Origin of the sequence: Kaistia sp. MMO-174, assembly GCF_037147815.1 — a bacterium.
GTDB lineage: Bacteria > Pseudomonadota > Alphaproteobacteria > Rhizobiales > Kaistiaceae > Kaistia > Kaistia nematophila.
Window position 1 is genome coordinate 493,148 of sequence record NZ_JBBCUO010000006.1, and the last position, 23,863, is coordinate 517,010.

22 protein-coding genes are annotated in these 23,863 nt (G+C 67.5%); 5 read left to right on the forward strand and 17 right to left on the reverse strand.

The window, feature by feature from the left end:
* Nucleotides 1-3: 3 nt before the first annotated feature.
* The 3 genes from WFK98_RS23315 to WFK98_RS23325 all read right to left on the reverse strand — a co-directional run bounded on the left by WFK98_RS23315 (nucleotide 4) and on the right by WFK98_RS23325 (nucleotide 3,353).
* On the reverse strand, nucleotides 4-1,455 hold the full coding sequence (locus WFK98_RS23315) for a multicopper oxidase family protein (RefSeq protein WP_336801964.1): 1,452 nt from the start codon (nucleotides 1,453-1,455) through the stop codon (nucleotides 4-6).
* An 82-nt stretch (nucleotides 1,456-1,537) separates the two neighbouring features.
* Entirely contained in the window at nucleotides 1,538-2,803 is a 1,266-nt protein-coding gene (locus WFK98_RS23320) for an imelysin family protein (protein WP_336801978.1), read from the reverse strand.
* Between the two features lie 49 nt (nucleotides 2,804-2,852).
* Nucleotides 2,853-3,353 (reverse strand): hypothetical protein, encoded by a 501-nt coding sequence (locus WFK98_RS23325; RefSeq protein ID WP_336801965.1) that lies wholly within the window; start codon nucleotides 3,351-3,353, stop codon nucleotides 2,853-2,855.
* A 469-nt stretch (nucleotides 3,354-3,822) separates the two neighbouring features.
* Between WFK98_RS23325 and WFK98_RS23330 the strand changes: the two genes are divergently transcribed.
* The 4 genes from WFK98_RS23330 to WFK98_RS23345 are packed head-to-tail and all read left to right on the forward strand — an operon-like array spanning nucleotide 3,823 to nucleotide 6,777.
* Nucleotides 3,823-4,128 (forward strand): hypothetical protein, encoded by a 306-nt coding sequence (locus WFK98_RS23330; protein ID WP_266340839.1) that lies wholly within the window; start codon nucleotides 3,823-3,825, stop codon nucleotides 4,126-4,128.
* A 7-nt stretch (nucleotides 4,129-4,135) separates the two neighbouring features.
* The gene (locus WFK98_RS23335; RefSeq protein WP_336801966.1) at nucleotides 4,136-4,888 is read left to right on the forward strand and encodes a metal ABC transporter ATP-binding protein; all 753 of its coding nucleotides are present in this window, start codon (nucleotides 4,136-4,138) and stop codon (nucleotides 4,886-4,888) included.
* Nucleotides 4,888-5,760, forward strand: coding sequence for a metal ABC transporter permease (locus tag WFK98_RS23340; RefSeq protein ID WP_266340837.1), 873 nt, complete (start codon nucleotides 4,888-4,890; stop codon nucleotides 5,758-5,760). The genes WFK98_RS23335 and WFK98_RS23340 overlap by 1 nt, the downstream gene beginning before the upstream one ends.
* A gap of 30 nt (nucleotides 5,761-5,790) precedes the next feature.
* Entirely contained in the window at nucleotides 5,791-6,777 is a 987-nt protein-coding gene (locus WFK98_RS23345; protein ID WP_336801967.1) for a metal ABC transporter substrate-binding protein, read from the forward strand.
* A gap of 191 nt (nucleotides 6,778-6,968) precedes the next feature.
* On the opposite strand, the gene WFK98_RS23350 is transcribed toward WFK98_RS23345, so the two are convergent.
* The 8 genes from WFK98_RS23350 to WFK98_RS23385 form a co-directional block, all read right to left on the reverse strand.
* Nucleotides 6,969-7,559: a protein-S-isoprenylcysteine O-methyltransferase gene (locus WFK98_RS23350; protein ID WP_266340835.1), complete on the reverse strand. Its 591-nt coding sequence runs from the start codon at nucleotides 7,557-7,559 to the stop codon at nucleotides 6,969-6,971.
* A 9-nt stretch (nucleotides 7,560-7,568) separates the two neighbouring features.
* Nucleotides 7,569-8,801: a lipase gene (locus WFK98_RS23355; protein ID WP_336801968.1), complete on the reverse strand. Its 1,233-nt coding sequence runs from the start codon at nucleotides 8,799-8,801 to the stop codon at nucleotides 7,569-7,571.
* A complete protein-coding gene (locus tag WFK98_RS23360; RefSeq protein ID WP_266340833.1) occupies nucleotides 8,798-9,733 on the reverse strand; it encodes a sugar kinase in 936 nt (311 codons plus the stop codon). The genes WFK98_RS23355 and WFK98_RS23360 overlap by 4 nt, the downstream gene beginning before the upstream one ends.
* 81 nt (nucleotides 9,734-9,814) lie before the next feature.
* A complete protein-coding gene (locus WFK98_RS23365; RefSeq protein WP_336801969.1) occupies nucleotides 9,815-10,990 on the reverse strand; it encodes an iron-containing alcohol dehydrogenase in 1,176 nt (391 codons plus the stop codon).
* An 81-nt stretch (nucleotides 10,991-11,071) separates the two neighbouring features.
* The gene (locus tag WFK98_RS23370; protein ID WP_336801970.1) at nucleotides 11,072-12,475 is read right to left on the reverse strand and encodes an aldehyde dehydrogenase family protein; all 1,404 of its coding nucleotides are present in this window, start codon (nucleotides 12,473-12,475) and stop codon (nucleotides 11,072-11,074) included.
* A 30-nt stretch (nucleotides 12,476-12,505) separates the two neighbouring features.
* On the reverse strand, nucleotides 12,506-13,870 hold the full coding sequence (locus WFK98_RS23375) for a glutamine synthetase family protein (RefSeq protein ID WP_266340830.1): 1,365 nt from the start codon (nucleotides 13,868-13,870) through the stop codon (nucleotides 12,506-12,508).
* 178 nt (nucleotides 13,871-14,048) lie between these two features.
* Entirely contained in the window at nucleotides 14,049-15,620 is a 1,572-nt protein-coding gene (locus WFK98_RS23380) for an amino acid permease (protein WP_266340846.1), read from the reverse strand.
* Between the two features lie 188 nt (nucleotides 15,621-15,808).
* Nucleotides 15,809-16,633 (reverse strand): N-formylglutamate amidohydrolase, encoded by an 825-nt coding sequence (locus WFK98_RS23385; RefSeq protein ID WP_266340829.1) that lies wholly within the window; start codon nucleotides 16,631-16,633, stop codon nucleotides 15,809-15,811.
* Nucleotides 16,634-16,797: 164 nt separating this feature from the next.
* Here WFK98_RS23385 and WFK98_RS23390 point away from each other — a divergent pair, with 164 nt between their 5' ends.
* Nucleotides 16,798-17,637 (forward strand): MurR/RpiR family transcriptional regulator, encoded by an 840-nt coding sequence (locus tag WFK98_RS23390; protein WP_266340828.1) that lies wholly within the window; start codon nucleotides 16,798-16,800, stop codon nucleotides 17,635-17,637.
* Nucleotides 17,638-17,795: 158 nt separating this feature from the next.
* Here WFK98_RS23390 and WFK98_RS23395 read toward each other — a convergent pair whose 3' ends face one another.
* The 6 genes from WFK98_RS23395 to WFK98_RS23420 form a co-directional block, all read right to left on the reverse strand.
* A complete protein-coding gene (locus WFK98_RS23395; RefSeq protein ID WP_336801971.1) occupies nucleotides 17,796-19,175 on the reverse strand; it encodes an FGGY-family carbohydrate kinase in 1,380 nt (459 codons plus the stop codon).
* Nucleotides 19,176-19,186: 11 nt separating this feature from the next.
* Complete coding sequence (gene rhaM, locus WFK98_RS23400) at nucleotides 19,187-19,501, reverse strand: L-rhamnose mutarotase (RefSeq protein ID WP_266340826.1); 315 nt, start codon at nucleotides 19,499-19,501, stop codon at nucleotides 19,187-19,189.
* 76 nt (nucleotides 19,502-19,577) lie between these two features.
* On the reverse strand, nucleotides 19,578-20,948 hold the full coding sequence (locus WFK98_RS23405; protein WP_336801972.1) for an FGGY-family carbohydrate kinase: 1,371 nt from the start codon (nucleotides 20,946-20,948) through the stop codon (nucleotides 19,578-19,580).
* 11 nt (nucleotides 20,949-20,959) lie between these two features.
* Nucleotides 20,960-22,036, reverse strand: coding sequence for a class II aldolase/adducin family protein (locus tag WFK98_RS23410; protein WP_336801973.1), 1,077 nt, complete (start codon nucleotides 22,034-22,036; stop codon nucleotides 20,960-20,962).
* A 265-nt stretch (nucleotides 22,037-22,301) separates the two neighbouring features.
* Nucleotides 22,302-23,408: an autoinducer 2 ABC transporter substrate-binding protein gene (locus WFK98_RS23415; RefSeq protein ID WP_266340823.1), complete on the reverse strand. Its 1,107-nt coding sequence runs from the start codon at nucleotides 23,406-23,408 to the stop codon at nucleotides 22,302-22,304.
* Between the two features lie 69 nt (nucleotides 23,409-23,477).
* The coding region (locus WFK98_RS23420) for an ABC transporter permease (RefSeq protein WP_442907472.1) at nucleotides 23,478-23,863 on the reverse strand (386 nt) is incomplete at its 5' end.

The following is a 23,863-nucleotide window of genomic DNA, read 5'->3' on the forward strand; positions in this document are numbered from 1 at the left end:
CCTTCAGGCGACCTCGAACCACGCCATCATGCCCGTCTCCTGGTGCTCGATGATGTGGCAGTGGATCATCCACTTGCCGGGATTGTCGGCGACGAAGGCGATCTGCAGGCGTTCCTTCGGCTGTAGCAGCACCGTATCGGCGTGATGGGGCGGCAGGTCGCGCCGGTTCGACTTCAGCACAGAGAAGCTGTGGCCGTGCAGATGGATCGGGTGCATGTGCGGCGTGACGTTGCGCAGTTCGAAGAGATAGGTTTTGCCGCGTTCGAGCTGCGCCATCGGCGGCGGGATCTGGTGCATGTCGCTCGGCCAGGACGCCTTGTTGATCGCCCAGAGATTGCTCTGCGACAGGCAGAGAGGGCCGAGCGGCGCGCCGTCGCCGGCAAGTTCCGCGACGGCCGCGCCGGTGGCGGTGGCGGAGAAGGTGATCGGCATGGTGATGGCGGAAGCGAGATCGGGCGGCGCGATCCGGCCGGCGGCGAGCGGCGCCGGATCGAAGGGCCCCTGGCGCCGGTCGGGACCGCTCGCGACGAGGCGCGCCAGCGGCACCGGTTTGGCGGCGAAATAGTCGACCAGCGTCGCCGTGCCGCCATCGGGGGGCGTGCGGACGATCAGGTCGACCCGCATTGCCGGGCCCATGCGCCAGGAGCGCAGCGGGAAAGGCTGGCAGGCGATGCCGTCGATCGCCACAACGGCGGCCTCCGCGCCTTCGACGCCGATCTCGGTCAGCCGGGTCGGGTCGACATTGACGACGCGCAGCCGCACGTCGGCGGAGGCGGGCAGGTTGATGTCGGGCCGGATGGCGCCATTGACGCTGCGCACCGTGCCGAAGGTGCCGGCCTTGCCGGCGCCTTCATTGGTCAGGAAGGGCAGGAAGCCGGTGCCGGCCTCGTCGATGCGCCAGTCCTTCAGCACCACCAGCTCGTCGGCGTCATAGGGTTCCGGCGCATCGCCCTCGACGATCAGGATGCCGAACAGGCCACGGCCGAGCTGCTCGACCGAGTTGCAGTGCGTGTGGAAGAAGAAGGTGCCGGTATCCGGCGGAACGAAGGAATAGTCGTAGCTCTCGCCCGGCTCGACCGGCTTCTGCACCAGATAGGGAACGCCGTCCTGGTCGTTCGGCAGGCGGATGCCGTGCCAGTGGATCGAGACGTGCTCGCCGGGCCGGGTCAGGCCGTTGACGAGATGGGTGTTGAGGCGCTGACCGAGCCTGACCCGCGCGACGGGCGGTTCCGCCGCGTCGGTGAAGGTCCAGAGCGGCAGGCTCTTGCCGCTGAAGCAGGGCAGGGAAAGGCTGCGCTCGGCCGCCTTCAGGTCGAGCGAGACGATGCTCTCCTCGCCGACCGGCGCCGCCGGCGGCAGCGGCCGGGTGAAGGCGGGGGCGCGATCCGGGCGGCCGAAGAGGCCTGCGCCCGCCAGGACTGCGGAGCCGAGAAGAACGGAGCGGCGCGAGATCATGATCGAAGGCACTCTGGTGGCGCGGCCGCAGGAGGCGGCCGCGCCGGTGATGACGCCGCTCGACTAGCGGCAGATTGTGGCCTTACTCGGCGCCGACGGCGTCGGGATTGTCGAGGCTGTCGGAGCCTTCGACTTCGATCTTCAGGCCCAGGGCGGCGACGACGGCTTCGACCGCGCGGGTCTGGCCGATCAGGCCGTCAATGGCTTCCTGGACGATGGCGTTGCCCTTGGGATTGTCCGCGCCGATCATCTGGTCATAGGCCTCGCCCTTGTCGGACGTGTCCTTCAGGACCTGCATCTTGGCCGAGGTATTGGCCAGCGCCTCATCGACCCGCTTGGCGGCGTCGGCGTTCTTGGCCGCGGCCAGTTCGCGGATGCTCGGACCCTCGACGACGGAACCGTCGGTGCGGGTGTACTTGCCCTGCCAGGCCGAGACCATGCCGACCTGATCGTAATAGTGGCTGTTGGCGGTGTTGTCGGAGAAGCAGTCATGCTCCTCTTCCGGATCGTGCAGGATCAGGCCGAGCTTCATGCGCTCGCCGGCCAGTTCGCCATAGGAGAGCGAGCCGATGCCGGTCAGGATGGTGGCGAGGCCGCCCTCGTCGCCCTTCTCGGAAAGCTGCTTGCGGGCTTCGCCCTCCGGCTGCCAGTTGGCGACCATTTCCTCGAGGTCGGAAACGAGCAGGTCGGTCGCGGCCTTCAGATAGGCGGCGCGGCGATCGCAATTGCCGTTGGTGCAGTTCTTGGTGTCGTAGTCGGTCGCCGGACGGTTGCCGGCGCCCGGGCCGGTACCGTTCAGGTCCTGGCCCCAGAGCAGGAACTCGATCGCGTGGTAGCCGGTGGCGACATTCGCCTCGACGTCGCCGGCTTCCTGCAGCTTGTGCAGCAGGTCGTCGTTGATCTCCGTCGCGTCGACCTTGTCCGGGCCGATCTGCAGCGTCTTGTTGGCGATGACGTTGGCGGTATAGAGCGGGTTCGAATCCGAGCTGTCGCCATAGGACTTGGCGTCGACATAGTCGATCAGCCCTTCGTCGAGCGGCCAGGCGTTCACGCGGCCTTCCCAGTCATCGACGATGGCGTTGCCGAAGCGGTAGACCTCGGTCTGCTGGTAGGACGGCCGGGCAGCCTTCCAGGCGTCGCGGGCGGCGGCGAGCGTCGCGTCGGATGGGTTGGCGATCAGTGCGTCGACGGCGACGTTCAGGGCCTTGGCCGTGGTGAGCGCATCCTCGAACTTGGCCTGGGCGATGTCGCCATAGGTCTTTAGCACGGCGCTGGCAGCCGGGGCGTCGGCGGCGAAGGCCGGGACGGCGCCCGAAAGGGCGAGCGCGGCCGTGGCGGCGAGGAGCATCTTCTTGAGGTTCACAATCGTCTCCGTGCGTGAATATCGTGCGGTGAATTCAGTGATAGTGGCGGCGGCAGGGGCGGGCGGCGATCTCGCGGATCACGGCTCCCGGCACCGGAATGAGAATCTGTCCCGTCTCGGCGAGGGTTTCGGCGAAACGCTGGGTGGCGCGGATGACGTCGGCGCGGCCCTCCGGCGCGACCAGGCGCTCCAGTGCGCCGAGCAGGGTGTCGTCGTCATGGTTCTGGCAGGCGGCGATCATCGAGACGGCGCAGCATTCGTCGAGGCAGAGCCGCGGGCTCAGCGACGGCGACAGGCCGGCGGGACGGTCCATGCCGCCGCGGATGGCCTCGACCCATCGCGCCAGCGCGGCGAGGACGCGGCGGCCGTCGGCGGCGCCCAGTTCCTCGGCATAGAGGCTGGCGGCCAGCTCCCAGCATGTCACCGAGCCGCGCTCGCAACCCTGCATCCAGCGGCGCAGGCCCTCGACGACGAGCCTTTCCGGCTGCCGTTCGAGATAGCGAGTGTCGGATCCGGCGGGAAGGCGCGTCGCCATCAGCGCATTTCCTCGGCAGGAGCGTATCGGGCTTGGGCGCGCTCGGCGGGACGCGGGGGCGCAAATCGGTCGGTCAGGTCCATCGTCCACTCCAAGCGACAGGCGGGAAACCTGCCGTCAAAGCGTCACAGCCAGCGTGGCGCGGATGGGCGACGTTTGGACCTGTTGAGTTTCCGAGTCAAGAATATGTAACACCCTGAAATTATTCTAATTCCAGCCTTCTGTTGCAAAGTGTTGCTGAGTTCTTGATCGGCTTGGGGAATTGCCGGAGGAGCGGAAGCGGCGGCTCTGCCGCGACCGCGCGCCGCAAGCGTCGCTGGGGGACGGTCGGGTTTTCCCGGCGATCCCGCTCCGCCGGCAGTCTCTGCCATTGCGCCGCACCCGATCCCGCAAAATTCCGCGCGCCGGGCCTTGCAGTGACTGAAATGATATAACATAACACTTGCAGTCAGCAGCGGACGGACCGGCGATGGCGAATGCAATTCCAGGCATGGCGGCGAAGGGCGACCCTATTCCGGTCTCGCCCGGCCGCGATCATGCCCATAGTCACGAAGGCCACGACCATGAAGGCAAGGGCCATGGCCGTCCCCATGATCATGACCTGGGCCATGTGCATTCGCACGCGGCCGGAGCGCCAGTGGCGCGCGACTTCGATACAGCGCTGCCGCGTTCCTACAGGCGTTCCATGTTCCTCGCCTCGGCGGTCGAGCGGCTGGTGATCGCCGCGCTGCTCGTCGGCCTGATCTGGCTCGGCATCTTCTGGGCGGTTTCCTGAGGTCGACATGCTGAAGCGCACCGCACCGTCGATCCGGCTCGACAACCTGACGCTTTCCTATCGCCGCCATCCGGCGGTGCACCACGTCTCGGGCACCTTCGAGCCAGGGTCGTTCACGGCGATCTTCGGGCCGAACGGCGCCGGCAAGTCGACGCTGCTGAAGGGCATCGTCGGCCTGATCAAGCCGGACAGCGGCCGCATCTCGCTCGAGGGCGTCGGTCGCAACGACATCGGCTACCTGCCGCAGCAGAGCGCGCTCGACCGCTCGTTCCCGATGCGGGTGCTCGACGTTGCCGCCATGGGCCTCTGGCGCAAGGCCGGCATCTTCTCGTCGATCGGCCGCAAGCAGCTCGGCGCGGTCGAGGCGGCGCTCGCCGCCGTCGGCCTCACCGGCTTCGAGGACCGCATCATCGGCACGCTTTCCGGCGGGCAGTTCCAGCGCGCCCTGTTCGCGCGGCTGCTGTTGCAGGACACGAAGCTGATCCTGCTCGACGAGCCCTTCACCGCGATCGACGCGCGCACCTGCGAGGATCTGCTGGCGTTGATCTCCGGCTGGCATGCCGACGGTCGCACCGTCGTCACCGTGCTGCACGACATCGACATCGTGCGCGAGCGCATTCCCGAGACGCTGCTTCTGGCCCGCGAAATGGTCGCGTGGGGGCCGACGGTCGAGGTTATGACCGACGCCAATCTCGCCCGCGCCCGGCATTTGCACGAGGCGTTCGAAGACAATGCCGAACTGTGCGAGATGCCCGCCTGATGGCCCTCTATGACCTGATCCTCGGACCGTTCCTCGAGTTCGGCTTCATGCGCCGCGCGCTGATGGGCTGCATCGCGCTGTCGATTTCCGGCGCGCCGATCGGCGTTTTCCTGGTGCTGCGCCGGATGAGCCTGATGGGCGATGTGATGGCCCATGCGATCCTGCCGGGGGCCGCCATCGGCTTCCTGCTCTCCGGCTTCTCGCTGTTCGCGATGACGGTCGGCGGCGTCGCGGCCGGGCTGCTGGTGGCGCTCGGCGCCGGCGCCATCGCCCGCACGACGCCGCTGCGCGAGGATGCGAGCTTCGCCGCCTTCTATCTCGTCTCGCTGGGGCTCGGCGTGATGATCGTCTCGATCAAGGGCTCGAACATCGACCTCCTGCATGTGCTGTTCGGCAACGTGCTGGCGCTGGATGATCCGTCGATCTACCTGATCGGCGGCATCGCCACGGTGACCTTGCTGTCGCTTGCCCTGATCTATCGGCTGCTGGTCGCCGAATGCTTCGATCCCGGCTTCCTGAAGAGCGTCGGCGGCGCCGGCGGTCTCGCGCATTTTCTGTTCCTGGCGCTGGTCGTGCTCAACCTGGTCGGTGGCTTCAACGCGCTCGGCACGCTGATGGTGGTCGGACTGATCGTGCTGCCGGCCGCCTCGGCCCGCTTCTGGAGCGAGAGCGTGCCCGGCCAGATAGTCGCCTCGGCGGTGATCGGCATCGGCTCGTCGCTGGTCGGACTGCTCGTTTCCTATCACGGCGAACTGCCGACATCGCCGGCCATCATCCTGGCGGCCGGCGCCGTCCATGCTCTCTCCATTCTTGCGGGGCGACACGGCAGCTTTGCCAGTCAGGCCCTGCGGGCGAGGCACCTGAGGGGCTGAATTCTACTTTCAATGCAGGAGAACTACCCAATGAAGTCAAGCATTTGGCTCATCGCGGCGGCGCTTGCCCTGAGCACGGCGCTGCCGGCCCAGGCCGCCGACAGCAAGATCAAGGTTGTCGCCACCTTCTCCGTGCTCGGCGACCTGGCGAGCGAGATCGGCGGCGACCATGTCGAGGTCCGTACCCTCGTCGGCCCGAATGGCGACGCTCACACCTTCGAGCCGAGCCCGGCCGATGCCAAGGCCATGGGCGGCGCGGCGGTCCTGGTCGAGAACGGCCTTGGCCTCGAGGGTTGGCTCGGCCGGCTCATCTCCGTTTCCGGCTTCAAGGGCGAGAAGGTGATCGCCACCGAAGGCGTGAAGCCGATCGCCTGGACGGGCGCGGAAGAAGAGGAGGGTCATGATCACGACAAGCCGGAGGCGAAGGCCGAGGCAGGCCATGATCATGACGGCCATGATCACGCGGCGCATGAAGGCCATTCGCACAGCGTCGATCCGCATGCCTGGCAGAACCCGCTGAACGGCGTTCTCTATGTGCAGAACATCGTTGCCGGCCTGTCGGCGGCGGATCCCGACCATGCGGCGGACTACAAGGCGAAGGGCGACGAGCTCGCTTCGGCGCTGAAGGCCATCGACGCCAACCTGAAGACGGAGTTTGCGAAGGTACCGGCCGAGCGGCGCAAGCTCGTCACCAGCCATGACGCCTTTGGCTATTTCGCCGATGCCTATGGCATCCAGTTCGTGGCGCCGGAAGGCGTCAGCACGGAAAGCGAGGCTTCGGCCGCCGACGTCGCCAAGATCATCCGCCAGATCAAGGCGGAGAAGATCACGGCGCTCTTCGCCGAGAACATCACCGACCCGCGCCTCCTGAACCAGATCGCCCGCGAGACCGGCGTGACGATCGGCGGCGAACTCTTCTCCGATGCGCTGTCGCCGCCGGATGGCCCGGCCCCGACCTATCTGAAGATGTTCGAGAACAACAGCGCGAAGCTGCTCGGGGCGATGAAGGGCAGCTGAGTCCTCCGATGATCGACGAGCGCCGGCAAATCGCTGGCGCTCGTTCCACACGCGGCGTCATCCCCGCGAAAGCAGGGATCCATGCCGCCGAAGCCCTGCCATGCGGAACACCCGATGCCCCGGCTGCATGGACCCCGGGTCAAGCCCGGGATGACGGCTTTTCGTTGGTTGATGTCGTCTCGGCTGACAGGTCAGTAGATATACGGGATCAGCCGGGCGGTCTTGCTGGCGTAATCGCGATAGACGCGGCCGAACGTATCCAGCATCAGCTTTTCTTCCTTCTTCACGCGGAAGAAATACAGGATGCCGATGCCGACCAGGCCGGCGAGGCCGACGAACCAGTTCTGCAGCAACAGCGCCTGCGCCACCGCCATCAGCCAGAACGACACATACATCGGGTGGCGGACATAGTGATAGACGCCGGTGGTCACCAGCGTGTGCTTGGCGCGGATCTCCAGCGTCGCCGACCAGTTGTGGCCGAGATCCTTGTGGCTGCGATAGAAGAACCAGAGATAGGCGACGATCGCCACGATGCCGGCATAGGCGACGACAGGCGAGAAGGGCAGGTTGGCGCCTTCCGGAAAGCCCATGCCCGTCAGCGCCCAGATCGCCGGCACCAGCCCGACGCCGACGACGGAGATCGCCACCAGCGACTGCTGGCTGGCGCGGTCGCGCGAGTCGACGATGGCGTGCTTGCGGGCCCGGCGCTGGTGCGGGTAGCGGATGATGAACCAGATCACCAGTCCGAGAGCCCAGCAGATGGTGGCGGCAGATTGCGTCATGTCGTCTCCTCAGGTTCCCGGACGATCCGACTCCTGCGGCGGCTTCTGCAGGGAGAAGCGCTCGCGCAGGCCGACCGGACCACAGCAAATCAGGAAGAAATCATAGAAGTAGCGGCGCGTGTTTCCCATGACGAACTGATAGTGCACACGGAAAAGGCTGTTGCGGATGCGGCTGTAGTCCGTCGGCTGCAGCATTTCGCGGATGCGGACATTGATCACATGCGGAAAGGTGCGGCCGGGCGAGGGCTGGAGCCGCATCAGCCGGGCCGGATCGGTCTTGTAGAAGTTCACAACGTCGGTCAGCGTCTGGAACTCCAGCCACTCGATGCCGCGCTCTTCCTGCAGGCGCTGGGCGCGGGCGCGCAGCGTGCGGGCGGCCGGGTGCAGACCGAGCTGCAGCACGCAGGAGCCGACGGTCATCACCGAGATCGGCGGCCCGCGACGGGCGAGGTCGGGATCGAGCGCCAGCGCCCGCTCCAGCGATTCCAGCGCGAACACGCTGCCCTGGCTGTGGCCGATGATCAGCAGCTCGGTGAGGCCGGGCGTTGCCGCCAGATCGACGATCTCGCGCGCGAAACGATCGACGCGGGCTTCCATGTCGGCCCTTCCGCCGCGCATGTATTCGCCCATGAACACGCGCGCATCGAGTAAGTGGCTGACGAACCAGCGATTTCCCGGCCAGCGCATCAGGCATAGATAGACCGCCAGGAAAAGCGCCGGCGCGATCCAGGGCGCGCTCCAGTGGTCGATCCGTAGCACCAGCGCGGCGGCGATCGCGGCGACGACGACGAACAGCAGCGAAAAGAAGAACGGCGCGACGAAGTAGAGCCCGAACCGCCAGGCGGCGAGGAAATAGCGCAGGATGGTTCCGGAGAAGAGGAAATCCGCCAGCAGGCCGAGCGACAGCGGGATGCGCTGCCAGATCGGCCGGGCGAAGTCGCCCTTTACCAGGTCGTCCCAGGCGAGCAGGCGGAAATCGGTGACGGCGTTCCAGCCGTCGCCACGGGTCTCGATCTCGGTGCGCCAGACCTGGCCGTCGTCGGAGGGGCGGGCGGGAGCCGGGGTCGCCGCGACGCCCCAGGTCTCGCGGAAATGGCCGAGCTCGCGCGCCAGCCGGCCAAAGAACTTCTCCGGCGCGACCGGGTCATAGCCGCCGAGATAGAGCACGCCACGGCGAAACGGAGACGAGACTCCCGCCGCGGGCTCCATCACGGGAGCGTTGACCGGTTCGCGCGTCGTCATTTTCGGCTGGCGAGGGCCGTCTCGACCGCGCTGCGGGTCGGCATCGGCGCCACGGCGCCATAACCCTCGGTAGCGAGGCCGGCGGCGGCGTTGGCATAGCGCGCGGCGGCGAAGACGTCGCCCGAGCGCAGATATTCGGTCAGGAACGAACCGTCGAACGTGTCGCCGGCGCCCGTCGCGTCGACCGGCTTCACCGGGATCGCCGGGATCACCATGCGCTTTTCCGGCGTCGCCACCAGCGCGCCCTCGGCGCCCATGGTGACGATGACGATCTTCGGACCGAGGCCGAGATAGAAATCGGCGATCTTGTCGGGATCGGTTTCACCGGTCAGCTCGGCCGCGTCGTCGGAGCTGGTCTTCAGGATGTCGGCCAGCGCCGCCGCGGCATGGATGACGGCGCGGGCGCGGTCGATCGGCCAAAGGCGGAGGCGCAGATTGGTGTCGTAGGAGACGATCCTGCCGGCCTCCCGCGCGGCGCGCAAGGCGGCGAAGACGACGTCGGCGGCCTGCGAGGAGATCGCCTGGCTGATGCCGGAGGTGTGGATCACCTTGGCGCCGCGGATGTAGTCAAGCGACAGCTCTTCCGGCGTCATCCGGCTCGCGGCCGAGCCGGCGCGGCGATAGGAGAACACATGGCCCGAGGGGCCGTGGGTGACGAAATAGATCCCGGTCGGGGCGGCGCGGTCGAGCTTGACGGCGCTGGTATCGACGCCTTCCCGTTTCCAGAGATCGAGGAAGGAATGGCCGAAATTGTCATCGCCGACGGCCGTCACATAGCCGACGGATGCGCCCTGGCGCGCCGCCGCGATCGCGCAGTTCGAGGTATCGCCGCCGTGACCCGGCAGGAACGCCTCGGAGCCCTTGGCCTGGTTGAGTTCGAACAGAGGCTCGCCAATGCAGACGATGTCGGGGCTCTGAACAGGGCTGGGCATTTACAAGTCTCCGGAGGCGAATGTTGCCCTTCATGGCGTGTCGCGCGCGGCGGTGCAAGGCCGCGGCGCGCGACAGCGCCTTCAGAGCCTGCCGTTGATCGCGTTCCGGAACAGAACCTCGTAATCGGCCGCTACGACCGGCACGGGATTGCCGCCGGTCGAGGGGTCGAGCTCGGCCATGCGGGCCGCTTCGGGCAAAACCGATTCGTCGACGCCGATTTCCTTCAGCGTGTGGGGGATGCCCAGTTCCTCGCGGATCGCCAGCACCCAGTCGACGAAGCTCGTCGCGCTCTGGCCGGGCAGGTCGAGATAGCGGGCGGCGGCAGCCAGCTTCTCGTCGATCGCCTTCGCGTTGAAGGCGAGCACATAGGGCATGACGACGGCGTTGGTCAGGCCGTGATGCGTGCCGCGCAGGCTGGAGCTCGGATGGCTCATCGCGTGCATGGCGCCGAGGCCCTTCTGGAACGCGACCGCGCCCATCGACGAGGCGATCAGCATCTGCGAGCGCGCCGTGATGTCCTTGCCGTCCTTGACCGCCTTGGGCAGCCAGTCCTTGACCAGCCGCATGCCTTCGAGGGCGATGCCGGCCGACAGCGGATGGAAGAACGGGCTGCACCAGGCTTCCAGCGAATGTGACAGCGCGTCCATGCCGGTCCAGGCGGTGATCCTGGCCGGGAGATCGACGGTCAGCTCCGGGTCGGAGATCACCACCTTCGGCAGCATCAGCGGATGGAAGATGATTTTCTTGGTGTGGTCGGACGGATCGGTGACGACCGAGGCGCGGCCGACTTCCGAGCCGGTGCCGGCCGTCGTCGGTACGGCGATGATCGGCGCGATGCCCTTCGGGTCGGCGCGGGTCCACCAGTCGGCGCGGTCCTCGAAATCGAACACCGGCCGCGTCTGGCCCGACATGAAGGCGATGGTCTTGCCGATATCCATGGCCGAGCCGCCACCAAAGGCGACGACGCCGTCATGGCCGCCCGCCTTGTAGACCGCGAGGCCGTCGTCGAGATTGGCGAGCGTCGGATTGCCGTCGACCTTGGAGAAGACGGCATATTCGACGTTGGCGGCGTCGAGGATCGCCAGCGTCTTCTGGACGATCGGCAGGGCGACGAGGCCGGGATCGGTGACGAAGAGCGGCTTCCTGATTCCCGTTGTCGTCAGCGCCGCCGGCAGCTCGGCGATGCGGCCAGCGCCGAAGCGGATGGCGGTGGGATAGGACCAGTTCGCGTTCAGCGAGGCGTAGTTGTCGAGCATGGAGCGTATCCTTGGCGTCTGTTTCTTGCGGCGGCAGCGTTCGGAACGCGCCGGCTCGGTCGGGATGCGTGGCGAGACCGGCTAGTCGGTCTTGGTGCGGAGATGAAAGCTCTTCGGCCGGGTCAGTTGCTCGTAGCCGACCTCGGACAGGCTGGCGCCGCGGCCGGTCGCCTTGACGCCGGTCCAGGCAAGCGCCGGATCGACATAGTCGCAGCGGTTCATGAACACGGTGCCGGTCTCGATCCGGTCGCCGATCGCTTCCGCCGCGGCGACGTCCTCGGTCCAGATCGCGGCGGTCAGGCCGAATTCGGAATCGTTCATCAGGCGGATGGCTTCCTCGTCCGACTTCACCTTCATGATGCCGAAGGCCGGGCCGAAGGTCTCTTCCGTCATCACCCGCATCGAGTGGTCGACATCGACCAGCACCTGCGGCGCCAGATAGGGCGTGCCTGCCTTCGCCGCCGGGAAATGCTTCGGGTCGATCAGCGCCTTGGCGCCCTGATGCACGGCCTCGTCGATCTGGCCCTGGATGAAGGCGGCGGCGGATGCGCGCACGACCGGGCCGAGCGTCGTTTCCGGGTCGGTCGGGCTGCCGAGCTTGTAGGCGTTGACGGTGGCGACGACGCCCTCGACGAAGCGGTCATAGACCGCCTCGTGCACATAGACGCGCTCCATGGCGCAGCAGGACTGGCCGGAATTGAAGAAGCCGCCATCGACGATGTTCTCGACCGCGAAGGCGAGATTGACGTCGGGCCGGACATAGGCCGGATCCTTGCCGCCGAGCTCGAGGCAGGTGGCCGGGAAATTGGGGGCGCCGGCGACGGAGGCCATGATGTTGCGGCCTCCGGCGGTCGAGCCGGTGAAGCCGACCTGGTCGACGAGGCCGGAGCGGATCACCTTGTCGGTCGTCTCGTGGGTCATGTTGACGAACTGGAACACGTCCGCCGGCAGTCCGCCCTTGGCGAAGGCGGAGGCGAAGTGCTCGGCGACCAGCGCCGTCTGGCTCGAATGCTTCATGACGACGGTGTTGCCGGCGAGGATGGCCGGCAGCACGGCGTTGAGCGCCGTCATGTAGGGGAAGTTCCAGGCCGGCAGGTTGAGGCAGACGCCGAGCGGCTCGCGGCGGATATAGCGCTTGAAGCCTTCCTTCGGGCCGGCGTCGATGTCGGCCAGCGATTTCGCCGCGATGGCGATCATGTAGCGGGCGCGTTCCTCGAAGCCGCGCATCTCGCCATGGCCATAGCGGATCGGCCGGCCCATCTGCCAGGCGATCAGCTCGGCCACCTTGTCCTTCTCCGCCACCATGGCGTCGACGAAGGCGGTCGCCATCGTCTCCCGCTCGGCGATGGCGACGTCGCGCCAGTCGCGCTGCGCCGCCTTCGCCTTTTCGAGCGTGGCGAGGACCTCGGCTTCGGTGGCGAGCGGCCGCTCGGCATAGACCGAGCCGTCGACCGGCGTGATGATCTTCAGGACGGGGGCGTTCATGGTTCTATTCCTCGCAGCGACGGCGCCGACTCAATACCGCTCGAAGCCGCGCTGCAACTCCCAATCCGTGACGCGACGATCATATTCGAACTGTTCCCAGCGGGCGGTGTGAAGGTAGTGCTCGACCACTTCGTCGCCGAGCGCGGCGCGCAGCACCTTGGAGCCGTCGAGCGCGGTGATGGCGTCGCGCAGCGTCTTCGGCACCTCGCGCAAATTGGCGCCGTAATAGGCGTCGCCGGCGAAGGCGGGCTCCAGCTCCAGCTTCTCGTCGATGCCGGCGAGGCCCGCCGCGATCAGGCCGGCGAAGGCGATGTAGGGGTTGAGGTCCGAGCCGCCGATGCGGCATTCGGTGCGGACCGACTTGCCCTCGCCGACGACGCGGAAGCCGGCGGTGCGGTTGTCGACCGACCAGACCGCCTTGGTCGGCGCGAAGGTGCCGACCTGGAAGCGCTTGTAGGAGTTGATGTAGGGCGCGAGGAAGGCGGTCATCTCGCCGGCATGGGCGAGGTGGCCGGCGAGCCAGGATTTCATCGTCGCCGACATGCCGAGCGGATCGCCGGCATCGGCGAAGAGCGCCACCTTGCCGCTGGCGTCCCAGAGCGAGGAGTGGATGTGCGAGGACGAGCCGGCAAGGTCGTAGCGCCACTTCGCCATGAAGGTGACGGCGCGGTTCTGCAGATGGGCGATCTCCTTGATGCCGTTCTTCATGATGACGTGCCAGTCGGCCATTTCGAGCGCCTCCGCATAGCGGATGTTGACCTCTTCCTGGCCCGGGCCCCATTCGCCCTTTGAGTTCTCGACCGGGATGCCGGCGCCCATCAGGCCGTTGCGGATGGCGCGCAGCAGCGGCTCGTTCTTGGTGGTCTGGAGGATGTGGTAGTCCTCGATGTAGTTGCCCATCGTCTTGAGGCCGTGCCAGCGCTTGTGGCCTGCCGTCTCATAGGTTTCGTCGAAGGCGTAGAATTCGAGCTCGGAGGCGAAGAACGCCTTCATGTCGCGTTCGGCCAGCCGCTTCAGCTGCGCCTTCAGGATCGAGCGCGGCGCGTGCGCCAGTTCCTCGCCGTGATGGTCGCAGACATCCGCCAGCATCAGCGCCGTGCCGTCGAGCCAGGGGATGCGGCGCAGCGTGTCGATGTCGGGCTTCAGCACGAAATCGCCATAGCCCTGTTCCCAGCTCGCCGCCTTGTAGCCGGGCACCGGCTCCATATCGATGTCGACCGTCAGCAGGTAGTTGCAGGCATGCGTTTCCTTGATGGCGCTGTCGAGGAAGAAGCGGCCGGTGAAGCGCTTGCCGACGAGGCGGCCCTGCATGTCGGGGAAGGCGACGATCACGGTGTCGATCGAGCCGTCGGCGATCGCCGCTTCGAGCTCATTCAGCGTCAGGTTTCCGGGCATGGCAGTTCCTTGTTCGATCCGTCGAGCGCTTCTCCGCGAAAATGGCGGGAGGACCCGGCCATCCTCCGGTGCCGCGAGCGGCTGGGAGAAGAGGTGAGCTTCATTTGTGCGGCGAGACCGCCGGCTGGCGGCCTGCCGGGCAGGGGGGCGGGCGGCCGGAGCCGCCCGCTTTCGAAGGCTAGCGCTGGCCGACCGCCTTTTCGGCCGCCGCGATCTCGGCCTGCCGCTTGGCGATGACGTCGCCGATCGGCGGGCCCTGGAAGCGGCGGCTCTCGAAGGCGAGCCAGATGATGCCGGTCAGAACCAGGAATCCGATCGTGATGTAGAGCGCCCATTCGTTCGGTGGCTGCACGCCGATGACGAAGATCAGCACCATCGAAATGACGGAGAGGATGCTGAACAGCGTGAACAGGCCGCGGCCCATGTTCCACGGGCCCATCGCCGGCCATTTCGAGGTGCCATAGGTGAAGAGGCCCAGCACGATCGGGATGATGAACGAGAAGAACAGGAAGATGACGGTGCAGGAGACGACGATCGAATAGACCGGGGTGTCGCCGATCGAGACGATCGAGGAGCCCCAGACGAACAGCACCGCCAGCGTCGCGCCCGTCCAGATCGCCGCCACCGGGGTGCGGTATCGGGGGCTGACCTTCGACAGCGCCCGCGAGGCCGGCAGGCCGCCATCGCGCGAGAAGGCGAAGATCATGCGCGACACCGAGGTGACGGTCGCCAGGCCGCAGAGGAATTGCGAGATGAAGATCGCCACATAGAGGATCGTCTTCACCACCGGGTTCACCTGGGCGTCCATCGCCCAGAAGAAGACGTTCCAGCCCTGCTTGGCGGCGTCGTCCATGTTCGGGATCATCAGCACGAAGGAGCAGAGCATGATGTAGCCGAACACCGCCGACCAGACGACCGACATGACCATGCCGCGCGGCACCGAATGGGCCGCTTTGACGGTCTCCTCGGAGGTATGGGCCGAGGCGTCGTAGCCGGTGATCGTATAGATCGGCAGCAGCAGGCCGAGCAGGAACACCCACCATTCGGAGACGGCCGGCCAGACCGGGGCGCCGGTCAGCGTGCCGTCGGCGGCGACCGTCGCCTGGCCGGAATAGTTGGCGAAGGTGAACAGCCGGCCGAAATCATACCCCGGCGCCGCGATGAGGCAGACGATCGCCAGCACCACGGCGGTTACGAAGATCAGGTAGCCGGAGAAGTCGGTGAGCTTGGCGGTGAGGCCGATGCCCATGTGGTTGATCAGCGCCTGCGCGCCGGTCAGGATGGCCAGGAAGATCACCCGCGACGCGGTGGTGTCTTCCCAGCCGAAAGTCGGGCCGAAGGCGCCGACGAAGAAGTAGTAGGTGCCCACATTGATGGCGCCGAGCACGGTCACCAGGCCGAGCAGGTTGAACCAGGCCGTGACCCAGCCGGTGAAGCGGTTGCCGAGGATCGAGCCCCAATGGTAGAGGCCGCCGGCGGTAGGATAGGCCGAGCTGATCTGCGCCATGGCGAGCGCGAAGACGCCGGAGATCAGGCAGCCGATCGGCCAGCCGATGCCGATGCCGGCGCCGCCCGCGCCCGACGTTGCCTGGGCGAGCGAGTTAATGCCGCCCGACAGAATGCAGATGATCGAGAACGAGATCGCGAAGTTCGAGAAGCGGCTCATCCGCCGCTCGAGCTCCTGGGCGTAGCCCATGGAGTGGAGGACGTGGATGTCCGCCTTCTGGTCGCTTTCGGTATACCCCTCGATATGGCTCATCAAAGTGCTCCCGTCACTGTTGTCGTCCGGCCGCAGCCCTGCCGCGGTGGATCGATGAAGTTCCCCTCTGTTCCGTGCCGCGCGGTGTTGGGCCGCTCGGATAGTGTCGGGCTTCCGGTCTCCGCCGTTCGGCCCATCCTGCACTTGTCCCGCCGCTCTCTGTGGCGACGTTGTCTCCCTCAGTCCATCTGTCCGGCTACGGCCGGAACTCCGATTGCCCCGGCGCTCTCGATCAGGGCTGCCGCGAGGCGATCGACCCAGCCGGCGACGTCGCTCGGCGTGCGGACGAGATCGTTGCGGACCTCGATCATCACATGTGGCAGGCCGCGGTCGAAGCCGTGCCGGCGGATCGTGTAGTCGACATTGTCCCGGGCCGAATATGGCTCGTCGTCGCCGACGACGAGGGCGGGATCGCGCTTGAGCGCCGCCAGCATCGGCTCGGCGAAGCGGCGGTCGCCGGACGAGATGATGCCGACATGCCAGGGCCGCGACACGTCGCGATAGACCGGCGTGAAGGAATGGAGCGTGACGATGACGGTGGCCTTGCCGGAAGCGATCCGCGCCTCGGCGAGCTCGTCGATCGCGGCATGGAAGGGCATCCAGATCGTGTCGACGCGCTGCTGCCGCACGGTTCCGCCCAGATGCTCATTGCCGGGGATCCGCGTCGTCTCCGAAAGCGCCGTGATCGCATCGGGCAGGCTCGGCTCGCGATTGCAGTCGATGACCAGGCGAGAATAGTTCTGCAGGATCGCCGGCCCGCCGAGTTTCTCCTGCAGGCCGAGCGTCATCGCGGCGGCGCCGGGGTCCCACGCGATGTGGCGCTGCAGCGCCTCGGCCGGCAGGCCAAGGGTGCCGAGGGCACGCGGCAGCCGGTTCGATGCATGTTCGCAGAGAAAGACGAAGGGGCCGCCGGGAACGTCGCGGACGTCCACCACGGCGGGTTCGCCGGGCGCGAGCAGCGGCGCTGCCGCCACCCCTGCCGCGCCTCCAAGGCCGTTCGTCATGATCCGATCCCCCCGACCGGAGCGCAGTTCCCGCTGCGCGGCGACATTGTCCGACTCCCCGATCCCGCCGAACTGAAATATACGTTACAGGGTGGTTGGGGCGCGTCAATTCTGAAATGCGGGCGTCATCTGCCTTCCGAAGCGGCAACGGGGGACGAAGCGGCATGGAGAGCGACGGGGGCGCGTCGATCGCGGAGCGGCTGAGGCGCGACATCGGGCGGCTGACGCCGAATGAACGTCGGGCGGCGCACCGGCTGCTGGCCGAATATCCGATGGCCGGGCTCGATACGGCAGCGCGCTTCGGCGAGGCGGCCGGCGTCAGTGCGCCGACCGTGCTGCGGATGATCGCCAAGCTCGGCTTTGCCAGCTACGGCGCGTTCCAGGACGGGCTCAAGGCCGAGTTGGCGGCGCAGCGCGAGACGCCGCTGACCAAGGGCGGCACGCGGCGGGACGGGGACCCGCTCGACACCTTCGCGCGGGCCGCGATCGCCAATCTGCGTGCGACGGCGGAAAACGTGCCGCGTGAAGAGTTCGACGCGGCGGTGCGGCTGATCGCCGATCCCCGGCGGCCGTTGCATCTGCTTGGCGGCCGCTTCACAGACGCGATCGCCGCCTATATGGCGGCGCATCTGCGCGTGCTGCGCCCGCAGGTGCAGCACATCGAGGGCCAGCCGGCGGCGTGGTTCGACCGGCTGCTCGACATCGGCAAGCAGGACGTGATCGTCCTGTTCGACATAAGGCGCTATTCCGACGATCTGATCGGCTTCGCCGAGCGGGCGGCGGGGCGTGGCGCCCGTATCATCCTGATCACCGACCAGTGGCTGTCGCCCATCTCCAAGGTCGCCCGCCACGTCCTGCCGGCGCATGTGCCGGCGCCGTCCGTGTGGGATTCGAGCGCCGGCCTGCTCCTGCTCGCCGAGGCGCTGACGGCCGCGGTGGCAGAGCAGGGCGGCGCCGCGAGGGGCCGGCTGGAGGCGCTGGAGCGCCTCCGCCGCGGCGGTTGAGGACGGGTTCCACAAGGCACCTTCCTTCACCTCTCCCATGGGGAGAGGTCGACGACCACAGGTCGGCGGGTGAGGGATTCAGGCCTCAGCGGACGGATCTCAACCCCCTCACCCGGAGCTTCGCTCCGATCTCTCCCTATGGGAGAGGTGAAGACATCTTAGTCGGTCGTCTCGCGCCAGGCCGTCGCATAGGCCGCGAGGTCGTGGCCGAGCGGGGCGGCGGGCTCCGCGTCCGGCAGCCCGGCGCCGACGCCTTCCGGGCCGTTCGCCAGCAGCGCTGCGCCTTCCGTGGTGCCGGTGGTGTCGGTGCGGGCGATGACCGGCCGTCCGACAATGGTCGTCAGCGCCGACAGATACAGCGCGTTGCGCGAGATCGGGCCCTCGACGACGATCGGGCCGGCGGCGCCGGTGAGCTGCAGGCAGGCTTCGGCGACGAGCGCGCAATAGAGGCTGGCCGCCGCCACCTTCTCGCCGGGTGACAAGGTCGCCGGGTCGTGGCTCCAGTGCCCTTCGCGAAACGCGAAGGGGCCGGTGCCGGGCGCGAAGGACGGCAGCGCCATGATCTTCTCGTCGATGACGCGAGCGATCTCCGCCTCGGTCGGTACTGCCTTCGAATCCTCGGTCAGGATCGAATATTCGCGACCGGCCATGAAGCGGGCCGAGGGTATGGCGCGGCCGAGCGCGTCGACATTGGCGAGGCAGTCGCGCGCCGGGTCGAGATCGGCGATCGAGCCGCCGACGGCGAAGAAGATCATCCAGGTCCCGGTCGAGATCACCGAGAACGGTGCGCGCCGGCGCAGGATGTGCGGCAGCAGGCTGGCGTTCGAATCATGGATTCCGGCGACGACGCGACAATCGGGCGGCAGGCCTGTCTTCGCCGCGAGCTCCGGCTTGATGGTGCCGGCCGTGTCCCACGGGCGCACCAGCGGCGCGAACAGCTTCGACCAGCCATGGTCGTCGGCGAGGCGCGAGAAGGTGCCGGCCTCGGGGTTCCAGAGATCGGTGTGGCAACCGAGCGTGGTCGGCTCGCTGACGGCGACGCCGGTCAGCCGCCAGACCCAGAATTGCGGGTAGAACAGGATTGTCTTCGCGCGGCTGAAGGCGGAGGGATAGGTCCGCTCCTGCCAGAAAAGCTGCCGCCCGACATTGAGGCCGCCCGGCAGGTCCGGCGATAGCGTCTCCCAGAAGGCGCCGCGCTGGGTGCGGTAGATCTCGGCGACCGAATCCGGTCCCTTGAACTCATAATCGAGGATCGGCATGACCAGGTCGTGGCCGTCGGTGACCGCGATCGCCGCGCCATGCGTCGTGGTCGAGATGCAGCCGATCTCGGCTTCGGCGGCGAATTCGGTCAAGCCGGCGAGGATCCATTTCCAGATCCGCTCGACGTCGAAATGCGGATAGAGCCCCTCGGTCAGGACCTCGTTGACGGTGGTGCGGAGCGCGATGATCTCGCGGGTCGCCTCGTCGACCAGCGCCAGCTTGGCGTTGGTCTTGCCGATGTCGATGACGACGGTGGCCCTGGGTTTTGCGGCGGTCATGTTGGCGGCGCTCACGGCAGATGGAAGACGGTTTCGAGCGGCGTGGCGATCGGCTCGTTATTGGGGTGCGAGGCCATGATGTCGGCCATGTAGGCCCACCAGCGCTGCATGACGGGATGGCTCGGCAGCGCGTCCATGCCGTGGTCGTCGGTTCGCCACAGCACGCCGAACAGCGTCGAGGTCTCGCGGTCGAGATGGATCGAATAGTCCGAGACGCCGGCTTCCTTCAGCAGCGCCGACAGCTCCGGCCAGATCTCGTCGTGGCGGCGCTTGTATTCGGCTTCCTGGCCCGGATGAAGCTGCATCTTGAAGGCGTATTTCTGCACGGAAGTCTCCTGGGCCGATGGCTGCACGAGTCCAAGCGACCATAACAGTTCAGGGGGCAAAGGGTGATGACGGCGCTCAGCTTTCCGCCAGCTTCTTCCACAGCGCCGCATAGGCGGCGAAATCGCCGCCGAGCGGTTCGGCCGGCGCCGGGTCGGGCGCGGCGGCGTGGGGATGGTCCGGGCCGTCGGCAAGCAGCGCCGCGCCTTCCGTCGTTCCCGTGGCGTCGGGACGGCCGATGACGGGACGGTCGACCAGCGCCGCCAGCGCCGACAGGAACAGCCGGTTCTTGGCGAAGGGGCCCTCGATCAGCACCGGTCCCTGCGCGCCGGTCAGGGTCAGGCAGGTTTCGGCGACGAGCGCGACATAGAGGCTGGCGGCGGCGGTGCGTTCGCCGGGCGGGAGCGTCGCCGGGTCGATCGACCAGCTGCCCTTGCGGCGTCCGAACGGGCCGTTGCCGGCGACGAAGCCCGGCAGCGCCATGACGCGGCGCTCGATCACGGAACGGGTGTCCGCCTCGGAAGGCTCGGCAGCCTTGCCCTCGGTCAGGATCTCGAACTCGCGGCCCGCCATCGACATGGCGGAAGGCACCGGCCGGGCGAAGGCGTCGGCATAGGCGAGGCCGCCGCGCTCGGGATGCAGGTGGTCGAGGCTGCCGCCGGCGGCGAACGAGATCATCCAGGTGCCGGTCGAGATCACCGTGAAGGGCAGGGGCCGTGCCAGGATGTGCGGCAGCAGGCTGGCGTTCGAATCGTGGATGCCGGCGACGACGCGGCACTCCGGCGACAGCCCCGTCCGCTCCGCGATCTCCGGCAGCACCGGGCCTACCGTGTCCCAGGCAGCGAGGCGGGGTGGAAACAGCGCCGTCCAGCCCTGCTCGTCGGCGAGCCGCGAATAGGTCTGGTCGCGGCCGTTCCAGAGGTCGCTATGCGCGCCGAACGAGGTCGCCTCGGCAACCCGCTTTCCGGTCAGCCGCCAGACCCAGTATTGCGGGTAGGGGACGATCGCCTTCGCTTTGGCGAATTCCGCCGGGAAGCGTCGCGCCAGCCAGAACAATTGCCGCCCGGCATTGAGGCCGCCCGGCAGGTCGGGCGACAGGATTTCTGCAAAATCGCCGCGTGCGGAACGGTAGTCGTCGGCGAACTCGTCCGGGCCGGGATGCTCGTAGTCGAGCACCGGCAGCGCCAGCCCGTCCTCGCCGAGCACCGCGATCGCGGCGCCATGCGTCGTCGTCGAGATCGCCGTGATCTCGGCCTCCCTGGAAAACTCGGCCAAGCCTTCGAGGAACCAGTCCCAGATGCCGTCGACGTCGAAATGCGGATAGGGCGGGCCCGGCCGGACCGTGTTCCTGCGGGTGCGGATGGCGAGGATTTCGCGCGTGTCGAGGTCGAGCAGCGCGAGCTTGGCGTTCGACTTGCCGATGTCGAGGACGGCGACGGCCTTTTGCATGATGCGGTCCGTCAGCGCTTCGAGGCGCCGGCAAGCGAGCGGCGATAGATCTCCGCGTCCCAGGTCACCAGCTCCTGCTCCTCGTCGATGGTGAGGAAACGGAGCGGCGCGTCGGCGGCGATCCGTCCCGTCACCTCGGCGAGCGCCCGGGCGAGCGCATCGCCGCCGCGCAGCACGTCGCGGTGGATCAGCACGCCCTTGCCGGGGACGGCGAGAAGCATCGGCGGCAGCGCCGCGCGCTTGGCGACGGCGGCGGGCGTATCGCCTTCGGCCAGCACCGCCGTGCCGCTGCCGAGGAAGACGACGTGGTCGGGATAGAGCGTGCCGCGCGCCGCGATGGCGAGGCGGGCCGGGTCCGTCGCGGTCGCGTGCGCGGCGGGATCGTCCGGCAGGCGATAGGGCGAGCCCTCGGCCAGCGCCTGCAGCGCCCCGAGATCGCCTGCCGGCGCCGGGCGTGCCGGTTCGGCCAGCGCCTCGCCGACGCGCTCGATGAGCCGGACGGCCGCCTCGAGCGTGTCGGCGGCGACGATCAGGCCGTGATTGCCGAGCAGGACGACATTGGTGCCGGGCGGCGAGACCGCGTCGATCTCGCGCGCCAGCGGCAGGCCCGGCTTCACATAGGGCACATAGGACCAGATGATGCCGTCGAGCCCGTCGAGCCGGGCCGCGATCTGGTCGCGCGCGTCGGCGCGCGCCACCCGCGCGACCGTCTCGACGCAATGGATGTGCAGCACCGCGTCCTGCGGCAGCACGGCATGCACCGAGGTTTCCACCGAGGGGCGCAGGCCAAGCGGATTGGCATCGGCGACGACGAAATCGGTCGCCTTGGCGGCGCGCTCGTCATTGGCGTGGATGGCGTCGAGGAGCGGCGGCAGCGAGACCGGCAGGAAGATGTCGCGTTCCTCCGCCTCGGCGAGCCAGGTGCCGGAGGCCTTGACCCAGAGCACGCCGTCGCGCTTCAGCGAGGTATTGCCGCCGGCGGCCTGCGTGCGCAGCGGATCCTTGCCGAGGCGGGCCGAGAACCGGCGAAGGGAGGCGAATTCAGGGTCGTCTTGCAGCGTCGTCAAAGGTCCGGCTCCGGTGGGCATGCGATGGGCAGTCGATGGCAGTTTCGTGAGGTGGAGGCGCCGAGCCGCGCTTTTTTCACCTCTCCCGTGGGGAGAGGTCGGCGCGAAGCGACGGGTGAGGGGTTGCGATCCATCCGATGATGCCTGACCCCCTCACCCGCCGGCCTGCGGCCGTCGACCTGTCCCACGGGAGAGGTGAAGGGTAGGAGCGACTTCATGCGATTGTGCGGCTCTCTCCAAAAAGCAACGCGAGGCAGGGCAACCCTGCCTCGCGTCCTGGCCTCGACTAGAAGTCGAAGTCGTTGATGTTTTCCTTGGTGAAGGTGTACGGCGCGCCGAGCAGGATCTCGGAACCGTTGATCACCTGGAGTTCGCCGAGCTTGCCGGCCTTGACCGAGGTCGCGCCCGGCTTCAGGTCGCCATCGGCGGTGGCGCGCAGGACCTGCATCGCGGCATAGCCGAGATCGACCGGGTTCCACAGCACGACCGACTTGACGCAATCCTTGGCGACATAGGGCTTCATGGCGTTCGGCGTGGCGAGGCCGACGACGGCGACCTTGCCGCACTGGCCGGCCTGGGTGACCGCCTCGGCCGAGGCCGGGGTGGCGACCGAGGTCATGCCGAAGATGCCCTTCAAGTCAGCGCCATGCTTGTTGATCAGCGTGGTGGCCTGGTTGAAGGACAGGACGTTGTCTTCCTGCGCCTCGACCGTCTCCAGCCACTTCATGTTGGGATGGCACTTCTCCTGGTAGGCCGCCATCTCGGAGATCCAGCGCGCCTGGTTCGGCGTGGTGAAGGTCGAGGTGACGATGGCGAACGAGCCGTCCTCGCCGATTTCCTTCGCCATGTTGTCGACCAGCGCCTTGGCGATGCCGTTGAACTCGGCCTGGTTGACGAACCACTGGCGGGCGTCCGGCTCGGAGTTGGCGTCATAGCCGACGACGTTGATGCCGGCGGCGAGCGCCTTCTTCAGCACGGGTGCGATCGCGACCGGGTCGTTGGCGGCGAACAGGATGCCGTCGACGCCGGACGTGATGTAGTTGTCGATGAACGAGATCTGCTGGTCGATATTGGCCTGCGTCGGGCCGTCGGTCTTGGCGTCGACATTGCCGAGTTCCTTGGCGGCGTCGGCGATGCCCTTCGAGGTGGCGTTGAAATAGCCGATGCCGATCAGCTTCGGCACGTCGACCACCTTGATCTGCTTGCCCTTGCGGTCCGGCGCATTGGTCGGCACGCCGCCGTCATAGGGCTTGGCCTCGACCTTGCCCGGCGTGCCGTCGCAGGCGAGCGGGTTGGTCGGCAGGTCGTCGCCGCCGGTCCAGGTCGCTGCGAAGGCGGCGCTGCTGACGCCGAGGCTGAGCCCGAGTGCCAGGGCTACGGTTCTCTTCAACATTGCTCTTCTCCTCCAAAATGACGTCGGGGCCTTTGTTGTTACGGCGAGACCCTTCCATCCCCTCCAGATTCAGCCGTCGCCTTCGCGGCTGAAGAGATTGCTCGCGACGATCGCGAGGATGAGCACGAGGCCGATGACGACGATGGTGCCGTCGCCCTTGACCCCGGACAGAGCGAGACCGTTCTTCAGCGCCTGCATCAGGATCAGGCCGAGGACGGTGCCGATGATGGTGCCGCGGCCGCCGAAGATCGACGTGCCGCCGAGAACCACCGCGGTGATGACATCGAGCTCGAGCCCGGTGCCCATGTCGGAGCGCGTCGTCGAGACGCGCGAGACGAAGATGCCGCCGGCGAGCCCGGCGACGAGGCCGGAGGCGGTGTAGATCAGGAGCTTGGTGCGATCGACGCTGATGCCCGAGAAGCGCGCGCCGGTCTCGTTGGCGCCGGCCGCATAGG

Excerpts from the sequence above, each read along its gene's own strand:
- WFK98_RS23360 (WP_266340833.1), bottom strand. The coding sequence starts at position 9,733 with ATGCCCAGCCCTGTTCAGAGCCCCGACATCGTCTGCATTGGCGAGCCT.
- WFK98_RS23325 (WP_336801965.1), bottom strand. The coding sequence starts at position 3,353 with ATGGCGACGCGCCTTCCCGCCGGATCCGACACTCGCTATCTCGAACGG.
- WFK98_RS23375 (WP_266340830.1), bottom strand. The coding sequence starts at position 13,870 with ATGCCCGGAAACCTGACGCTGAATGAGCTCGAAGCGGCGATCGCCGAC.
- WFK98_RS23390 (WP_266340828.1), top strand. The coding sequence starts at position 16,798 with ATGGAGAGCGACGGGGGCGCGTCGATCGCGGAGCGGCTGAGGCGCGAC.
- WFK98_RS23405 (WP_336801972.1), bottom strand. The coding sequence starts at position 20,948 with ATGCAAAAGGCCGTCGCCGTCCTCGACATCGGCAAGTCGAACGCCAAG.
- WFK98_RS23350 (WP_266340835.1), bottom strand. The coding sequence starts at position 7,559 with ATGACGCAATCTGCCGCCACCATCTGCTGGGCTCTCGGACTGGTGATC.
- WFK98_RS23395 (WP_336801971.1), bottom strand. The coding sequence starts at position 19,175 with ATGACCGCCGCAAAACCCAGGGCCACCGTCGTCATCGACATCGGCAAG.
- WFK98_RS23330 (WP_266340839.1), top strand. The coding sequence starts at position 3,823 with ATGGCGAATGCAATTCCAGGCATGGCGGCGAAGGGCGACCCTATTCCG.
- WFK98_RS23340 (WP_266340837.1), top strand. The coding sequence starts at position 4,888 with ATGGCCCTCTATGACCTGATCCTCGGACCGTTCCTCGAGTTCGGCTTC.
- WFK98_RS23385 (WP_266340829.1), bottom strand. The coding sequence starts at position 16,633 with ATGACGAACGGCCTTGGAGGCGCGGCAGGGGTGGCGGCAGCGCCGCTG.
- WFK98_RS23370 (WP_336801970.1), bottom strand. The coding sequence starts at position 12,475 with ATGAACGCCCCCGTCCTGAAGATCATCACGCCGGTCGACGGCTCGGTC.
- WFK98_RS23345 (WP_336801967.1), top strand. The coding sequence starts at position 5,791 with ATGAAGTCAAGCATTTGGCTCATCGCGGCGGCGCTTGCCCTGAGCACG.
- WFK98_RS23355 (WP_336801968.1), bottom strand. The coding sequence starts at position 8,801 with ATGACGACGCGCGAACCGGTCAACGCTCCCGTGATGGAGCCCGCGGCG.
- WFK98_RS23335 (WP_336801966.1), top strand. The coding sequence starts at position 4,136 with ATGCTGAAGCGCACCGCACCGTCGATCCGGCTCGACAACCTGACGCTT.
- WFK98_RS23315 (WP_336801964.1), bottom strand. The coding sequence starts at position 1,455 with ATGATCTCGCGCCGCTCCGTTCTTCTCGGCTCCGCAGTCCTGGCGGGC.
- WFK98_RS23365 (WP_336801969.1), bottom strand. The coding sequence starts at position 10,990 with ATGCTCGACAACTACGCCTCGCTGAACGCGAACTGGTCCTATCCCACC.
- WFK98_RS23320 (WP_336801978.1), bottom strand. The coding sequence starts at position 2,803 with ATGCTCCTCGCCGCCACGGCCGCGCTCGCCCTTTCGGGCGCCGTCCCG.
- WFK98_RS23410 (WP_336801973.1), bottom strand. The coding sequence starts at position 22,036 with ATGCCCACCGGAGCCGGACCTTTGACGACGCTGCAAGACGACCCTGAA.
- WFK98_RS23415 (WP_266340823.1), bottom strand. The coding sequence starts at position 23,408 with ATGTTGAAGAGAACCGTAGCCCTGGCACTCGGGCTCAGCCTCGGCGTC.